The sequence below is a fragment of the Palleronia aestuarii genome (assembly GCF_003253995.1).
GTDB lineage: Bacteria > Pseudomonadota > Alphaproteobacteria > Rhodobacterales > Rhodobacteraceae > Palleronia > Palleronia aestuarii.
In genome coordinates this window covers 80,600-96,155 of record NZ_QKZL01000006.1, presented here as the reverse complement: position 1 = coordinate 96,155, position 15,556 = coordinate 80,600, and the positions used below count along the sequence as shown (strand labels likewise).

Sequence of the window (15,556 nt, the reverse complement as noted above, 5' to 3'; positions counted from 1 at the left end):
AGGGCGCGATGCCGCCATGCGTCGCCGCCCCGATCATTGCCGTATCCGCCTCCGATCGCCATTTTGGGATAGTAAGTCCCTGGTTCCGAGTGCCCCCGATGCCCGACATCCCTGCCGCACCGCATTCCGTCATCCGGCGTCTCTGGCCCTTCGACCGCCGGATCGTGCGGAAACACCTCCTCCGTCTCGACGCGGAGTCGCGGCGATTGCGCTTCACCGGCACGATCTCCGACGAGGTCCTGCGCGCCCATGCCGACCGCCTCTTCCGTCTCGATACCGTGATGTTCGGCGCCTTCGTCGGCGGGGAGCTCCGCGCGGTGGGCGAACTCACTACGCTCGGCAGCGGCCGGCCCTTCGAGGCGGAGGCCGCCTTCAGCGTGGAGCGCGCGTGGCAATCGCAGGGGATCGGCAGCGCGCTCTTCTCCCACCTCGTCCTCGCCGCCCGCAACCGCGGGATGCGCGTGCTGCACATGAACTGCCTCGCGGAAAACGCGCGGATGCGCCACCTCGCCGCGCGGCAGGGCATGCAGCTCGTCCGGCTCGAGGGCGATTACGACGCCACCCTCTCCGCCGCCGCGCCCACGCCTGCGACGCTCGCGCGCGAGGCCTTCTCGGAGATGGCGGCCGTGCTCGCCGCGGGGGCGCGGTGGTCCTTCGGCGGGCGCGAAAGGGCGTCCGGCAGCCGCTGACCTGCTGCACGAGCGATGTACCTCCCGTGCACGGGAGCCGCACGATGTCGGTACGATCGCGGTACGCGCGGTGTACGTTCCGTGTACGCGCGGTGTACGTCCCGTGTACGTCCCGTGCACGCTTGAGGGTACCGGATCCGTGATGCACCGGCGCTGGCCTCGCGGGCATCGATATGCGACCACGAGACCATGATCCGCGCCTCCGCCCTCCTCCTCGCCACGCTCCTCCCGGGCGTGCCGGCACTGGCCGAGACGCCGCTCTCTGCCGCCGAATTCGAGGCGTACACGATTGGAAAGACACTCATTTTTTACCGGAACGGTCAGTTCCACGGGATCGAGGAGTACCGGGACGGCCGCACGGTCCGCTGGTCCCTCCTCGACGGCGAATGCAAGTCCGGGCACTGGTACGCCGTGGGAGAGCAGATCTGTTTCGAATACGACGGCGGTTCCCACCAATGCTGGAGGTTCTACCGCTCCCCCACCGGCCTGCGCGCGGAATTCCGGTTCGACTCGGGCACCGAACTCTACAAAACCCGCACCAGCGACGAACCGATGGTCTGCCTCGGCCCGGAAACCGGCGTCTGAGCGCGGCGGCCGACTACGCCGACAACCCTGATCCCCGCGCTGCCGATCGGTCCCGCCATGGCCGGATCACCCCCTTGCGGGCCCGCCCGTACCGCGATCCACGCCCCGCCGTCCCGACTTTCTCCGTTATCGGGATGCGCGAACGCCGCCCCGGACGGGATTTTTGCCTTGTTTCTCCGGGTACGCGCCAGTAAGCCCGTCGACGGAGACGTGGCCGAGTGGTCGAAGGCGCTCCCCTGCTAAGGGAGTAGGCGGGAAACCGTCTCGTGGGTTCGAATCCCATCGTCTCCGCCACCAGCCTTCGTAGAATCGGCCTCCCCCTCCGGTCGCATCCGGATTTTCTCTCCCAACTCGAGCAGCCGTCTCTGCCACGATCAACCCGCGTGGACTACGATGGATGGCGGTTCCGCGCGCCTTGGGCTAACGATCGGTCATGTGGCGCCGTTTCCTCTTCGTCTGTCTTCTCGCTACCCTGGGGGGGCAGGCTCCCGCGCAGGAGGATACCGCGGCCCCCCTCGCTCCGCGCGCGCTCGCCGTGGAGGATGCGCCGTCCGACGATGCGATCGCCGCGCGCCTGAGCGCCATCGTGGCCGCCCTCGGGCATGGCGAGATCGCGGTCTCGGTGGAGGCCGGCGTGGTCACGCTCGAAGGCGATATCGCCGACCCCGCGGTCAGCCAGGATGTCGCCGGGATCGCCGAACGGCTCGAGGGCGTCGTCGCCGTCAGGAACGACCTCGCCGCGTCCGACGACATCGCACAGCAGATCGACCCCGCCTTCACGCGCTTTCGCACCCGCGCGGACCAGTTCGTCGCGCGGCTTCCCCTGTTCTTCCTCGCCGCTTCGGCCTTCGCGGCGCTGGTCGCCCTCGGCATCGTGCTCGCGCGCCTGCGCTTCTGGGATCGCCTGGCGCCGAATACCTTCATCGCCGGGATCTACCGCCAGGCGTTCCGCGTCGCCTGCGGCATCGCGGGCATCGTCGTGGCGCTCGATCTCCTGGGGGCGGCGGCGCTCCTCGGGACCATCCTCGGCGCGGCGGGGATCGTCGGCCTCGCGATCGGTTTCGCCGTCCGCGACACGGTCGAGAACTTCGTGGCCTCCGTCATGCTGAGCCTGCGCCAGCCGTTCCGGCCCAACGACCTCGTCGAGATCGAGGGCGACGTGGGCCGGGTGATCCGCCTGACCTCACGCGCGACGATCCTCCTGTCGCTCGACGGCAACCATATCCGAATCCCGAACGCCACGGTGTTCAAGGGCCGGATCGTGAACTACACCCAGAACCCCGCCCGGCGGTTCGTCTTCGACATCGGCATCGATCCCGACGCGGATCTCGAGGCGACGCGGCTCCTCGCGCAGGACGCGCTCAAGGCGCAGCCCTTCGTGCTCGACAATCCCGAGGAGCTGGTCTGGATCGAGAACATCACAGAATCGGGCGCGATCCTGCGGGTGACGGGCTGGATCGATCAGGACGCGACCGGGTTCGTCACGGCCCGCGGCGATGCCATCCGGCTGGTGAAGGACGCCATCGAGGCCGCCGGCGTCGCCATCCCCGACACCACCTACCGCATCCGTCTCGAAGGGGCCGGCGACCTTCCGCGCCCGCCCGCGCGGCCCCCGGCGCGCGAGACGCCGGCCCCCCGGACGCCGACGGAGCGGCCGCCTCGCCAATCGGAGGAGAAGGCCCTGATCCCCCTCGTGGCGGCCGAGCGGCAGGAAACCGGCGACCTCCTGGCCCGCGACGCCCCGCGGGAATAACCCGCGGAACGGAGGCGTCTCAGGCGGCCCGCAATTCTGCGGAATCTTCCTGACCGCACGCCTCCCGCCCCTCGTTCGACGGCAGGTCCGCTTCGTCCCCGATGAGCGTCGCCGTCTCCGGCGTGCTGATCCGTCCCGGCTGCGCGACGTGGAACGCGCCCTTCTGCTCCTGCGGCACCGCGCGGGAAATCATCATCCGGACGATCGTGAACGCGGCCGTGGCGCAGTGGGAGACGATCGTGATGCAGAAAAGCGCCTGCGGCCCCAGCGCGTTCATCGAGACGCCCGCCAGCAGGGGACCGAAGGCGGAGCCCACGCCGAAGACCATGAGTACGCCGCCCGAGGTCTGGATGAAGGCGCCGGGCGCGGCGTGGTCGTTGGCATGCGCCATCGCCACGGGATAGATCGCGAGCGATGTCGCGCCGAAGAGGGCGACGGCGGCGAGGTTCATCCCCCGCCCCTCGGGCGCGAGGAAGATGAACGTCGCATCCGCGGCCGCCGCCAGCAGACACAGGCCCAGAAGCACGATCCTGCGATCCATCCGGTCCGACAGGATGCCCACGGGGATCTGCGACAGCGCACCCGCCATCACGGGCACCGCGGCGAAGAGCGCCACCACCGTCAGCCCCAGCCCGACCTGTTCGGCATAGACGACGTGGAGCGTGAAGAAGGACGCGTTGGAGATACCGAGCATGAAGGCCGCGAAGACGGCCACCGGGGAGTTCCGCCAGAGCCCTGCCAGGTCGAGCCGGACCACGACGAGGGGTTGCGGCGCCCCGGACGACGTCAGCGCCACCGGCACGAGGGAGATGCAGTAGAACGCCCCGGCAAGCACGAAGAGCACATGCCCGTCGATCGGCGCGAATGTCAGCGCCATCTGCCCGGTCGTCGTCGCGGCGAGGCCCACCATCGTGTAGATGCCGAACACCTTGCCGCGCAGCCGGGCCTCGGTCCGCTCGTTGAGCCAGCTCTCCACGATCATCGCCGCCCCCGCGAAGCAGAACCCCGAAAGCGCGCGCAGCACGATCCAGGCCGCGGGATGGATGAAGAGAAGCGACAGAAGAACCGCGACGCCCGCGAGGGCGGACATGAGCGTGAAGGCCCGGATATGACCGATTCCGGCCACGAGCCCCGGCGTGACGAGGCAGCCCGCGACATAGCCGATCGCCCATCCCGTCCCGAGCAGGCCGAGGGAGATGGCGCTGAACCCTTCCACCCCGCCCCGAACGGGCAGGATCATGCCGTTGAGGCCGCCCGCGAAGAGAAGGATGGCGGACCCGAGGAGGAGGGCGCTGATCGACTGGAGGCTCTTGACCATCGAAGTATCCCGGCGCCGCATCGAGACCGCTCGACGCAAGACCATGACGCGCTCCACCCGTTACGCGGCACTGGTGTAGATCGGATTAACCATGTTCCCGGCCCCCCGGCGCCGAACCGGCCCACCGGATCGCCAAGTCCCGGGCGGCCGTCTCCGTCGAGGACGCGATCGGCGTACGGACGTTTCCGACGTTCGTGTGGGCGATGGGGCGTTCCCGGAATATATCGAATCCCACGCCCCTCCTATGATGGATGCGATGAAACGCGGTGCCCTCGCCATCCTGCCTCTCGCCTTCGGCGCGGCCATCTACGGTTTCGCCTTCGGGCTGCTCGCGGCTCAGGTGGGCTTTCCCTGGTGGGGCGTGGGCCTGATGAGCGCTTCGATCCACGCCGGATCGTCGCAGATCGTCGCCGTGGAGCAATTCGCGACCACCGGCACCGTCCTCGGCGCCGTACTCGCCGGGGCCGCGCTGAACCTGCGATATGTCGGCATGATCGCCGCGCTTTCCGACGTGCTCGACGGGCTGCCCCTGCGGTGGAAGCTGCTGGCGATCCACATGACGGGTGACGAGAACTGGGCGCTGACCATGGCCGAACGCGCGAAATCCCCCGAAATCGGCGCCCCGTTCCTCCTCGGCTCGGGCCTCGTGATGATCTGCGTCTGGACCGGCTCTACCGCGGTCGGGGCCCTGATCGGCGCGGTCTTGCCCGATCTCGAACGCTTCGGCCTCGGCTTCGCCTTCACGGCGGCCTTCATCGCGATGGCGCGCGGGCTCTGGCGGGGTCGGTCGCAGATCGTGCCGTGGATCGTCGCGGCCGGGATCACGGTGGGTGTCGTCTCGCTCGGGGTTCCGCAGGCCTACGGCATCGTCGCCGGCGCGCTTGCAGGGCTCGGGGCCCGCGCGGTTTCGCGCCGCCGGGCGGAGGCCGTCGCATGACCGGACCGTACTGGGCGGTGATCGCGCTCCTCGCCGCCGCGGCCTTCCTGATCCGCGTAGCCGGGCTCGCGGCGGGCGGGCGCATCCGCGCGTCCCGTCATGCCTGGATCCTTGACGATCTGCCGGGGCTCATCGTCGTCAGCCTCGTCGCGTCGTCGCTCGCCGGGCAGCCCTGGCCGACATGGATCGCGGCCGGCATCGCGTTCGGCGTCGGCGCGATGACGAATCACGTCATCCTGACCATGGCCGCCGGCGTCGCGGCGTTCGCCGGATTGGCCTGGCTCGCCGGATAGGGCCGCGCTGCGCCCGGCGCCCGAGTATTTGAGCCTCGATCGTCCGGTTCCCGGAACAAACCCCACCCTCGGGGGCTGTCACCCGGCAACACGGAGGGTCGCGCATGTTTCTGGAAGCCTTGAAATCCGTCAATTCCCGGACCGACGAGGGGGCGATCAACGTCTTCGTCGAGACGCCGAAGGGAAGCCGGCACAAGTACGACCTCGACGCCTCCGGCCTCTTCCGCATCGCCATCGAACTGCCCGAGGGCGAGAGCTTCCCCTTCAGCTTCGGCTATGTTCCGAACACGAAGGCCCCGGACGGCGATCCGGTCGACATCGTGCTCGTGACCGCCGGGTCCGTGCCCTCCGGCGCGCTGATCGAGGCGCGCCTCATCGGCGTGCTGAAGATGGAGAACGACGAGGACGGAAAGATGGCCCGCAACGACCGCATCGTCGCCGTCGCCAACATGAGCCGCATCTTCTCCAACATCGAGACGCTGGGCGACATGCGCGACGGGTTCGCCTGGGACATCGAGCTGTTCTTCCAGAACTACAACCGGATGATCGAGCGCCCGTTCAACATCGTCGGCCGCGGCGAGCGCGAGGAAGCCTATGAAATGCTGAAGGCCGCCGAAGCGGCCTTCTGATCGCGTCCGGGCTGTCCGGGGATCAGCTTCCGCTGCCCTCGGCATGCTCGCCCGGCCCCTCGCCAGAGCCCTCCTCGGAGAGCTGCGCGAGATAGGCCCAGACGTCGTGCGCCTCCTGCTCGTCGCGAAGCTGGAAGGACATCTTCCCGCGTTCGCGGCTGTCGAGATATTCGCTGAGGAACCCCGACGGATCCTGCACGTAGGCAACGAAATCCGCCTCGTTCCAGGCAAGCCCCGCCTCGCCCGCATCCGTCATGGAGGAGGAATAGCGGAAATCGTCCACCGTTCCGGCCACGCGATCCACGATGCCGTAGAGGTTCGGGCCGACCCGGCCGGAACGTCCCGCGAGCGTGTTGCCCTCGTCATCGGTCACCACATGACATTGCTGGCAGCGGTTGAAGACCTGCTCGCCCGCCGCGGCGTCGCCGTCCTGAGCGACCGCGATGTGGGGCGCCGCGACGATCATCGCCAGCCCCATCAGATAACCCCTTGAGATCATTCTATCCTCCCTTGAAGCGACTCCGCCGCGCGGCATGTCGTATACGCTCTACAGTAACGCGGAAATCTCGCCCGGCAAGTCTCAGGCGACCTGCCGCGACAGTGCGCAGCGGCTCCAGAGCGCGTTGAGCGCGGTGGCGAGATGGTCGATATCGGCATCCGTATGGAGCGGGCCGGGCGTGAAGCGCAGCCGCTCCGTCCCCTTCGGGACCGTGGGATAGTTGATCGGCTGCACGTAGATGCCCCATTCGGCCATCAGGATGTCGGCGATCATCCGGCACTTGTTGGGATCCCCGATCATCACCGGGATGATGTGCGAGGGATTGTCCATGTGCGGGATCCCCAGGGCGTCGAGCCGGGCGCGGAGCCGCGCCACCTGCCGCCGCTGCTTCGCGCGCTCCATGCCTGACGACTTGAGATGCCGGATCGACGCGGTCGCGGCCGACGCCACCGCTGGCGGCAGGGCGGTCGTGAAGATGAAGCCCGACGAGAAGGAGCGGATGAAGTCGCACAGCGCGGTCGAGCCGGTGATGTAGCCCCCGAAACACCCGAACGCCTTGCCGAGCGTCCCCTCGATCAGCGTCACGCGGTCCATCACGCCGTCGCGCTCCGCGATGCCGCCGCCGCGCGGCCCGTACATGCCCACCGCATGGACCTCGTCGAGATAGGTCATCGCGCCGTGGGCTTCTGCCACGTCGCAGATCTCCGCGATGGGCGCGATATCGCCATCCATCGAATAGACGCTCTCGAAGGCCACGATCTTCGGCCGCGCGGGGTCGATGGCGGACAGCTTGCGGTCGAGATCCTCGGGATCGTTGTGCCGCCAGATCGCCTTCTCGGCCCGCGAATGCCGCATCCCCTCGATCATCGAGGCGTGGTTCAGCGCGTCCGACAGGATCACCGCGCCGGGCAGGCGGGAGCCGAGCGTGCCGAGCGACGCCCAGTTCGACACGTAGCCCGAGGAGAAGAGCAGCGCGTCGTCCTTGCCGTGCAGATCGGCGAGCTCGCGCTCAAGCGTCACGTGGTGGTGTGCGGTGCCCGAGATGTTGCGCGTGCCGCCCGCCCCGGTGCCGCAGGTCCGCGCGGTCTCGACCATCGCGTCCACGACCGACGGGTGCTGCCCCATCCCGAGATAATCGTTGGAGCACCAGACGGTGACCTCGCTCGGGCCAGTCTCGCCGTGGTTCACGACCTTCGGGAAGGCACCGCAGCGCCGCTCGAGATCGGCGAAGACGCGGTAATTGCCCTCCGTCTTCAGCGCATCGATCTGCCCCTGGAACAGCGCCTCAAAATCCATGCCTCTCCTCCCCCTTCATCATCGTGTCCGTCTTGGGCGCCGGGATCATCCAGCGCCAGAGTTTCGCGTCCGGCAGCGGCAGCACCATCAGCCAGTGCTCCAGAAGCGCCAGCGCCGTGAGCGTCAGGAGGAGCGCGAAGCCGAGCTCGCCCGTCACCGCCAGCCGCTCGATCCAGCAGAAGACGGCGAGCGTCAGCACCAGGATCGACAGCGGAAAGAGCCAGCTCGGCGGCCCCATCCGGAAATAGCTCGGCAGATGCGCGAGCGGGCGCGGCAGGAACTCCGTGTTGATCCGCGGCACGCCGAGAAAGATGTTGAGCTTCGCGGAGATCCGCGCGGCGAAGAGCACGGCATAGGTGCGCAGCGCCAGGTCGTTCTCGGCTCCCCAAGTCAGCGCGAGTAGGGCGAGAAGCCCCGCCGCGAGCAGCAGCTCGTGCCAGGCCACCGCGCCCCAGGCCGCGCGGAACCGCTGCCCCTCCGTCACGCAGAGCCGCATCGTCCCGCGATTGGGTCCGGTCACGAAGCCCGTGAGGAAGGCCAGCTCGATCCAGCCCCAGACCGCCAGCGCGGCGGCGAAGGCGCCGTAGATCTCGCCCGTCCCCGTCCCGCCGCGCGTCACGATCACGCCCGCGAATCCGAGGATCAGGAGCGGCAGCGCGGCGAGAACCACCCGCCCGTGCGCGCCAGCGGATCCCCCGTCGGCACGCTTGACCGCCCAGAGGATCGCCCCGGTGGAGAACCACCAGAGAAAGAGCGCCGAAAGCGCCGCGATCCAGGGCGAACTCATCGCCCGGCCCCATCGCCCGCACCGCGCGGGCCGAGGCCCCGGGTCAGGCCCGGGGCGGCGGGGCGAGGGCCGGTTCCGGTGCACCCGAAGCCCAAGGCGCGATGCGCCGCCCCGGACCCGATCCGGGGCCTCGCGCCCTCATCGCCCCGCGGACGGACATATGGGGCCCGGTGGCTCAATAGGCCGGCTCCATCCGCACGTTCTCGGGCACCCGGTTGGGCTTCACCGGGATCGTGTAGAGCGCCACGAAGGCGAGCGCCGCCCGTGCGCCCGCGCCGACACGGCCCGCGAGCCCCGCGACACCGCCGCGCGCCTTCGCCGCGTCCATCGCGTTGACCGCCCGCTCCATGCGCTTGAGGTTCGGCAGCCAGCGCGGATGGTCGATGTCGAGCTCCATCGGAAACGCCTGGCAGGCGATCGTCGAGGTCTTGCGATAGACCTCCTGGTCGTACCAGTCGATATCGACGCCCAGCGCCTCGTGGAACTTGGGCCGCGCATGGTCGCGCACCCACATGGTCGAATAGACCGCCGTGAGGAAGAACCGGATCCAGAGCTTGTTGACGAAGCTCCCCGTGATCTTCGGATCGGTCCGCATCAGGAGCGCGAAGGCTTCCCCGTGGGAGAACTCGTCGTTGCACCATTCCTTGAACCACTTGAAGATCGGGTGGAACCGCTTGTCGGGGTTCGCCTCCAGGTGCCGGTAGATGGTGATGTAGCGGGCATAGCCGATCTTCTCCGACAGGTACGTCGCGTAGAAAATGAACTTGGGCCGGAAGTAGGTGTACTTCTTCTCCCGCGTGAGAAAACCGAGGTTCACCGCCACGCCCGCCTCGCGGAGCGCGTCGTTGATGAACCCCGCGTGCCGCGCCTCGTCGCGCGACATGTAGGAGAAGAGCTCCTTGATGTCGGCGTTCGTGCCGCGCCGCTTCATCTCCTTGTAGAGCACGCAGCCGGAGAATTCGGCGGTGCAGGACGAAATCAGGAAGTCGAGGAATTCCGCCTTCAGCTCGGGCTCCATCCCCTCCCAGTCGATCTGGTCCCAGTCCTCGTTCTTCTTGAAATGCCCGCGGTTCGGATCCGACCGCATCCGCTCCATCAGGTGATCCCAATCCTCGCGGACGGGGGAGACGTCGATCGCGTCGAGCGCGTCGAAATCGGTGGTGTAGAAGCGCGGGGTCAGAAGCGTGTTCTGCATCGCGAGGTCGGTCGCGGCTTGGCTGTCGAACTTCGCGCGCTCCTCCTGGATCGCGAGGCCTTCTTCCACGGTGGTGGCGTCGGCGGTGTGCCGTGCGGTCATGTTCATGCCCGTGCTCCCTCTCCGCCGGTGCCCGTCGCGCGCGTCTCCTCGGAGAAGGAGAACTCGCAGAGCTCCATGAATTCCAGATCTCCCGTGAGCCGCGTCCAGAGCCGCTCGAGCCGGCTCGCGCGCGTGATCGTCGCGGTCCGCTTCTCGCTCACCGCCTCGCCCCAGGCCGCCATCACCGGCGCCCCGTGGACGAGCACGGTATCGCCGGGATGGATCACGGCCCCGTTGTCGAGCCTGACGTGTGCGGACAGCTCCTCGAACTTGTGGACGACCTCGACCGTGCAGGGCGCGGTCTCCGTCTCCCTCGTCAGATATCCCATGTCGGTTCCCTTCTACTGCTCGAAGAGCACGTCCCAGTACCGGGTGTTTCCGGCCCCGAAGGAGGTGAGCTCCGTGCTCCACCCCGTGGCGGGGTCGGAGAGGACGAGCCGCCCGTTGGCGAGACGGGCGACGGTGACGGGCGGATTGCCCTTGATGTCGTGGACGATGCGCACGCGATTGAGCGCGTCGGTCACGACGGCGATGAAGGCGCCGTTGTCGGTGTCGAGAAGCACGGTGCCGTCCGGCTCGATGGCGGAGACGGCCACGCCGTCGCCTTCGAGCGTCACGGTGCGCGTCTCCAGGACCTCGGCGGCGACGGGCTGGCCCACGGTGGGCCGGTCGGTGACGGAGGCGTAGGTGGCAAGCCCCAGCGAGCCCAGCGCGAGCGCGAGCATCCCGAGGAGCGCGCCCTTCGGGATCATCTCCCGGTCGCGGGCCTGCATCTCGCGCCGTTCCGCGTCGAAATAGAGGCCGCCCTCGATACGTGTGCCCATCCGAACCTCCCTATTCCGCCGCCATCGCCATCGCGCGCGGCGCGATCTGCGGGGCGGCCATCCGCGTCTCGACCGCATCCGCGAGGATCGCAGCCACCTTCTCCGCCTCCGGCACGGAGCGCAAGGCCGGCTCCGTGCGGCGGAACCGCCACGGACGCGCATGGGGCCAGAGCACGAGATAGCTCAGCCGCGTGTCGCCCATCGTCGAGAGCGCGATCGTCCCCGTCCCCCGCGGCCCCAGCGCCATCTCGGCGCCCGCGATCCGCGGGAAGGGCAGGTTCAGCGTGAGTGTCAGCGCCGCGCCGATCCGCATCACCACCCGCTCCGTGGTGATGGTGTAGAGCGTCATCCGCGACTGCACCTTCGCAAGGCCCAGGAGGATCGCGCAGGTGACGACGCCCAGCACGAGGAACGGCACCGCCAGCGGCAGCGCGCCGCCCCAGCCCATCGCCGCCGCGGAGGCCGCGACCCGCGCGAAGGCCAGCACAGCGAAATACCCCGCGACCCAGCGGATCTTGAAGGCGTGCCGCGCGAGCGCCCAGGTATCCGGGCGCCCCTGCCAGAGCATCCGCTCGCCGCGGGGCAGCTGCTCGGGCAGGCCCGGCACCGGCTCGACGGCGAAATCGGGATCGTCGTGATGCGCCATGCGCGTGTCCCCCCTAGTGGTAAAGCAGGCCGCCGCCGTAGAAGGACATGATCTTCTCCTCCTCCAGCAGCGTGATGGTGTCCGATCCGGCGGTGGTGGGGATCTGCGTGATGCGCGGCGAGTCGAGCGAATAGACGTCGACCCAGCGCGGCTTGATCTTCACCAGCGTGATCGGCGCGAGCCGCGTGCCGCCGCCGAACTCCGTCGCGATCTCGAACTCGATGTAGCGCACCATGTTCTCGGCCGCGTCGATCCAGAGATCGGTGACCGTGCCCACCACCTTGTCGTCACGCGCCACGACCGGCAGGCCGCGCGGATCGCGCCCGGCCGAGACGACGAACTCGTCGCGCCCCGCCATCGGGCGGATCTTCGGATGGCCAAGGCCGTTCAGCTCGGGCAGGTCGCGCCGCGGCGTCCAGGACGCGGGCCCGATCCCGTCGACGAGCGGATCGCCGGTGGGCTTGTGCGGGAACCCCTCGCCCACGGCCGTCCGCGCCATGGAAAGCTCGGCGCGGAAATGCGCCTCCTCGTTCTCAACCGACGGCACCGTGACCTTGCCGCGCTCGAAGGGCATGTCGAAGGTCTTGGGGCCGGGCACCGGGAACGGGCCCTGGTTCGGCGCGGGCTGGCCGTCCTCGGTCTCGAGCGGGTAGCCCTCGCGCATGTTCTCCGTCTGGAGATAGTAGATCAGAAGCGCGAAGAAGCCCCAGAAGAGCCAGATCGCGAGACTGGCGAGATCGAAGTTTCCGAAGAACGTGACGCCGACCATGGCGGCCTCCTCTCAGGTTGGGAAATCGGCAAGTCCGATCCTGCCGGTCTCTGACGTTTCGGTGATGGGGGTGACGAAGGAGAGCCGCACGAGCGGGCCCAGGACGGCGAGCGTCGCGAAGAGAAGCGCGATCTCGACATGGTAGACGCTGGTATAGCCGATCGCGGGCGTGTCGAGCACCGCGCCGAGCGCGCCAGAGGCGGCCAGATGCGCGACCCCGTCCGCGATCCCGCCGCCCAGCGCGATGGCGAGCCCCGCGGCCGTGGCCTGCGCCGCACCCCAGGCACCGAGCGCGAGGCCGCGCCCCGCGAGCCCCCGCGCGGGCAGCGTCATCGCCGCCGTCAGCGTCGCCACCGCGAAGAGCCCGCCGCCCATCCCGATCCCGCCCGCGCCGGCATAGAAGAGCACGTGGCTCTGCATCGGCGCGGCGAAGACCACGGCGGAGAAGGCGACGACACCCACGAGGATCCCGCGCGCCGCCATCCGGAACGGATCGAGCCCGGCCTTGAGCCAGCGCGCGGCGAGCCCGAAGCCGCCGAGCGCCCCCGTGGCCCAGAGCGCGGAGAGCCAGGTCGTCTGGCCCACCGACAGACCCATGATCTCGCCACCGTAAGGCTCGAGGAGCACGTCCTGCATGTTGAAGGCGAGCGTGCCCAGGAACACCACGGCGAGAAGCCGGCCGGCATCGCCGCCGGAGGCGAAGTCGCGCCAGGCCGCGCCGAAGCTCGGCCGTTCGCTCTCCCGCTCCTCGCGGCTCATCGCGCGGACCCGCTCCTGCTTCCAGAGCGCCACGACGTTCAGGAAAAGCGTGGCGAGCGCCGCGCCCTGTACCACCCGGATCAGCGTGAGCGGCGTGAAGTCCGACAGGAGCCAGCCGATCACGACGGCCGACACGCCCATGCCGACGAGGAACATGACGTAGAGGAGCGCCACGACCCGCGGCCGCGTCGCGTCGTCCGCGCGGTCGGCGGCGAGCGCGAGCCCCGCCGTCTGCACCATGTGCAGCCCGAGCCCCGTCATCAGGAAGGCGAGCGCCGCCAGGACCTCGCCCGCGAAGGGAATATCGTGGACCACGTCGCCGCCGAGGACGAGCAGCGCGAAGGGCATGATCGCGAGCCCGCCCATCTGCCAGAGCGATCCGAACCAGAGATAGGGCACCCGCTTCCACCCGATGGCGGAACGGTGATTGTCCGAGCGATGACCGAGCAGCGCGCGGAACGGCGCCACCAGTACCGGCAGCGCGATCATCGCCGCGACGAGCATCGCGCCGAGGCCCAGTTCCACGATCATCACGCGGTTGAGCGTTCCCAGGAGCATCACGCTCGCCATCCCGACGCTCACCTGGAAGAGCGACAGCCGTAGGAGCTGGCCCATCGGCAGGCCCTCGGACGCGGCATCCGCGAAGGGCAGCATCCGGAGGGACAACGACTTCACGCTCATCCCCGCATCTCCAGGCAATCCGCGATGTAGAAGCCGGAATTGATCCGCCCGGCCTTCGCGACCTCGCGCCCCGATCCCGCCGCCCCGACGGCGCGGGCGACACCGCGAAGCGTCTGCGGCACCATGAGCGGCGCGCGGTCGGCGCGCGGGAACAGACGCCCGGCGGACCACATCACCGACAACAAGGGTGTCCGCGGCGCAACGGTGAAGACGACATGCCCCTCCGTCCTCGCCGCGAACGCTACGAGCGCCCGCCCCAGATCGGGCGCCGCGTAGTAAATCAGGCTGTCCATCGCCACGACATGGTCGAAGGATCCGAGGGCGGGGTCGCACATGTCGCCGGCGCGAAACGTCACCCGCCCCTTCAGCGCCTCGGGCATCCGCGCCTCGGCGATGGCGAGGAGCTTCGGAGAGATGTCGACCGCATCGACCTCGGCCCCGCGCCGGGCGAGCTCCGCGCTCAACTGCCCCGCGCCGCATCCCGCGTCGAGCACCCGCGCACCGGAGAGGTCCTCAGGCAGCCGCGACAGGATCAGCGCCCGCATCCGGTCGCGCCCGGCCCGGACCGTCTCCCGGATCCGGCTCACCTTCTCGTCGGAGGTCAGCCGCTCCCAGGTCCGCGTCGCCGTCCGGTCGAAATAGGCCTCGACCCGATCGCGCGTTGCGTCGAACCGCGAAATGTATGCACGCGCGCCATACACCTTCTGCACGTTGTCGGTACGTCCGGTGTACGTCGCCTGCACGTCCGCTGTACGGGGGGCGTACGGATGCGGTACGTGCGCTGCACGCGCGGTGTACGTTGCGTGTACCTCCTGTGTACGCATCACGCCCGCCATCAGTCGAATCCCAGAAGCTCGAAGATCTCCCGGTCCGGCAGCGGCGCGGGCGCCAGCGGATCGGTCCCGGCATAAAGCGTCTCGGCGAGCCGCATGTATTCCGCCCGCGCCAGGACGATATCCTCCTCGTCGGGCATCTCGAAGAGGGTCTTCTTCTTCAGGCGGCTGCGACGGATCGCGTCGATATCGGGCATATGCGCGATGCGCCGGAACCCGACCGTGTCGCAATAGCGGTCCACCTCGTCGGTATCCTTCGACCGGTTCGCGATGCAGCCCGCCAATCTTACGTTGTAATTCCGTGCCTTGGCCTGAACCGCCGCGATGATCCGGTTCATCGCGTAGATCGAATCGAAGTCGTTCGCCGTGACGATCACCGCCCGGTCCGCATGCTGGAGCGGCGCCGCGAACCCGCCGCAGACCACGTCGCCGAGCACGTCGAAGATGACCACGTCCGTCTCCTCGAGCATGTGGTGCTGCTTGAGGAGTTTCACCGTCTGCCCGACGACATAGCCGCCGCAACCCGTCCCCGCGGGCGGCCCGCCGGCCTCCACGCACTGCACCCCGTTCCAGCCCACGGTCACGAAATCCTCGGGCCGCAATTCCTCCGCGTGGAAGTCGACCTCCTTGAGAATGTCGATCACCGTCGGCTGCAACTTGCCCGTCAGCGTGAAGGTGCTGTCGTGCTTCGGATCGCACCCGATCTGCAGAACCCTATGACCCAGCTTGGAAAATGCCGCCGACAGGTTCGACGAGGTCGTCGATTTCCCGATCCCGCCCTTGCCGTAGACCGAGAACACCTTGGCCCCCTCGATCTTCAGCGCGGCATCCTGATGGACCTGCACCGACCCCTCGCCGTCTTCGCCGAATTTCGGAACGCCGGCGGCCTTCCTCAGCATCGTGACTTCGTCTCTGGGGCTCATGATCCGTCCCTTCCTTCCCAGGCCGCCGCGCCCCGGAC

The 15,556-nt window shown here is 68.8% G+C and carries 18 protein-coding genes and 1 tRNA gene; 7 read left to right on the top strand and 12 right to left on the bottom strand.

Annotated features, from left to right (window positions below; all coding sequences use genetic code 11):
* Positions 1 to 98: 98 nt before the first annotated feature.
* The 4 genes from LX81_RS09545 to LX81_RS09530 all read left to right on the top strand — a co-directional run bounded on the left by LX81_RS09545 (position 99) and on the right by LX81_RS09530 (position 3,027).
* Positions 99 to 689: a GNAT family N-acetyltransferase gene (locus LX81_RS09545; protein ID WP_170133905.1), complete on the top strand. Its 591-nt coding sequence runs from the start codon at positions 99 to 101 to the stop codon at positions 687 to 689.
* Positions 690 to 878: 189 nt separating this feature from the next.
* Complete coding sequence (locus tag LX81_RS09540) at positions 879 to 1,274, top strand: hypothetical protein (protein ID WP_211322742.1); 396 nt, start codon at positions 879 to 881, stop codon at positions 1,272 to 1,274.
* 204 nt (positions 1,275 to 1,478) lie between these two features.
* Positions 1,479 to 1,568 (top strand) — tRNA-Ser (locus LX81_RS09535).
* Between the two features lie 139 nt (positions 1,569 to 1,707).
* Positions 1,708 to 3,027, top strand: a complete 1,320-nt coding sequence (locus tag LX81_RS09530; RefSeq protein ID WP_111537088.1) for a mechanosensitive ion channel family protein — start codon at positions 1,708 to 1,710, stop codon at positions 3,025 to 3,027.
* Positions 3,028 to 3,046: 19 nt separating this feature from the next.
* Here the strand turns inward: LX81_RS09530 and LX81_RS09525 are convergent, their stop codons facing one another.
* The gene (locus LX81_RS09525; protein ID WP_111537087.1) at positions 3,047 to 4,345 is read right to left on the bottom strand and encodes an MFS transporter; all 1,299 of its coding nucleotides are present in this window, start codon (positions 4,343 to 4,345) and stop codon (positions 3,047 to 3,049) included.
* Between the two features lie 256 nt (positions 4,346 to 4,601).
* Between LX81_RS09525 and LX81_RS09520 the strand changes: the two genes are divergently transcribed.
* From LX81_RS09520 to LX81_RS09510, 3 genes are all read left to right on the top strand, one after another.
* Positions 4,602 to 5,282, top strand: a complete 681-nt coding sequence (locus tag LX81_RS09520; protein ID WP_111537183.1) for an AzlC family ABC transporter permease — start codon at positions 4,602 to 4,604, stop codon at positions 5,280 to 5,282.
* The gene (locus LX81_RS09515) at positions 5,279 to 5,575 is read left to right on the top strand and encodes an AzlD domain-containing protein (protein WP_111537086.1); all 297 of its coding nucleotides are present in this window, start codon (positions 5,279 to 5,281) and stop codon (positions 5,573 to 5,575) included. Before LX81_RS09520 ends, LX81_RS09515 begins: the two co-directional genes overlap by 4 nt.
* A 104-nt stretch (positions 5,576 to 5,679) precedes the next feature.
* Positions 5,680 to 6,204, top strand: coding sequence for an inorganic diphosphatase (locus tag LX81_RS09510; protein WP_111537085.1), 525 nt, complete (start codon positions 5,680 to 5,682; stop codon positions 6,202 to 6,204).
* Positions 6,205 to 6,226: 22 nt separating this feature from the next.
* Here the strand turns inward: LX81_RS09510 and LX81_RS09505 are convergent, their stop codons facing one another.
* From LX81_RS09505 to bchL, 11 genes are all read right to left on the bottom strand, one after another.
* Positions 6,227 to 6,703 carry a c-type cytochrome gene (locus tag LX81_RS09505; protein ID WP_234822551.1) on the bottom strand — a complete coding sequence of 159 codons (477 nt, stop codon included), beginning with the start codon at positions 6,701 to 6,703 and terminating at the stop codon, positions 6,227 to 6,229.
* An 81-nt stretch (positions 6,704 to 6,784) separates the two neighbouring features.
* Positions 6,785 to 7,999 (bottom strand): 5-aminolevulinate synthase, encoded by a 1,215-nt coding sequence (gene hemA / locus LX81_RS09500; RefSeq protein WP_111537083.1) that lies wholly within the window; start codon positions 7,997 to 7,999, stop codon positions 6,785 to 6,787.
* A complete protein-coding gene (puhE, locus tag LX81_RS09495; protein ID WP_111537082.1) occupies positions 7,989 to 8,786 on the bottom strand; it encodes a putative photosynthetic complex assembly protein PuhE in 798 nt (265 codons plus the stop codon). Before puhE ends, hemA begins: the two co-directional genes overlap by 11 nt.
* A 175-nt stretch (positions 8,787 to 8,961) precedes the next feature.
* The gene (gene acsF, locus LX81_RS09490) at positions 8,962 to 10,089 is read right to left on the bottom strand and encodes a magnesium-protoporphyrin IX monomethyl ester (oxidative) cyclase (protein ID WP_111537081.1); all 1,128 of its coding nucleotides are present in this window, start codon (positions 10,087 to 10,089) and stop codon (positions 8,962 to 8,964) included.
* On the bottom strand, positions 10,086 to 10,412 hold the full coding sequence (locus LX81_RS09485) for an O2-dependent cyclase accessory protein (RefSeq protein ID WP_111537080.1): 327 nt from the start codon (positions 10,410 to 10,412) through the stop codon (positions 10,086 to 10,088). Before LX81_RS09485 ends, acsF begins: the two co-directional genes overlap by 4 nt.
* A gap of 12 nt (positions 10,413 to 10,424) precedes the next feature.
* Complete coding sequence (gene puhC / locus LX81_RS09480; RefSeq protein ID WP_170133904.1) at positions 10,425 to 10,907, bottom strand: photosynthetic complex assembly protein PuhC; 483 nt, start codon at positions 10,905 to 10,907, stop codon at positions 10,425 to 10,427.
* 10 nt (positions 10,908 to 10,917) lie between these two features.
* On the bottom strand, positions 10,918 to 11,553 hold the full coding sequence (gene puhB, locus LX81_RS09475) for a photosynthetic complex putative assembly protein PuhB (RefSeq protein WP_111537078.1): 636 nt from the start codon (positions 11,551 to 11,553) through the stop codon (positions 10,918 to 10,920).
* 13 nt (positions 11,554 to 11,566) lie between these two features.
* Entirely contained in the window at positions 11,567 to 12,322 is a 756-nt protein-coding gene (gene puhA, locus LX81_RS09470; protein ID WP_111537077.1) for a photosynthetic reaction center subunit H, read from the bottom strand.
* A gap of 12 nt (positions 12,323 to 12,334) precedes the next feature.
* Complete coding sequence (locus LX81_RS09465) at positions 12,335 to 13,762, bottom strand: MFS transporter (RefSeq protein WP_111537076.1); 1,428 nt, start codon at positions 13,760 to 13,762, stop codon at positions 12,335 to 12,337.
* On the bottom strand, positions 13,759 to 14,442 hold the full coding sequence (bchM, locus tag LX81_RS09460) for a magnesium protoporphyrin IX methyltransferase (protein WP_234822557.1): 684 nt from the start codon (positions 14,440 to 14,442) through the stop codon (positions 13,759 to 13,761). The genes LX81_RS09465 and bchM overlap by 4 nt, the downstream gene beginning before the upstream one ends.
* Positions 14,443 to 14,597: 155 nt before the next feature.
* Complete coding sequence (gene bchL, locus LX81_RS09455; protein ID WP_111537075.1) at positions 14,598 to 15,494, bottom strand: ferredoxin:protochlorophyllide reductase (ATP-dependent) iron-sulfur ATP-binding protein; 897 nt, start codon at positions 15,492 to 15,494, stop codon at positions 14,598 to 14,600.
* Positions 15,495 to 15,556: the final 62 nt, after the last annotated feature.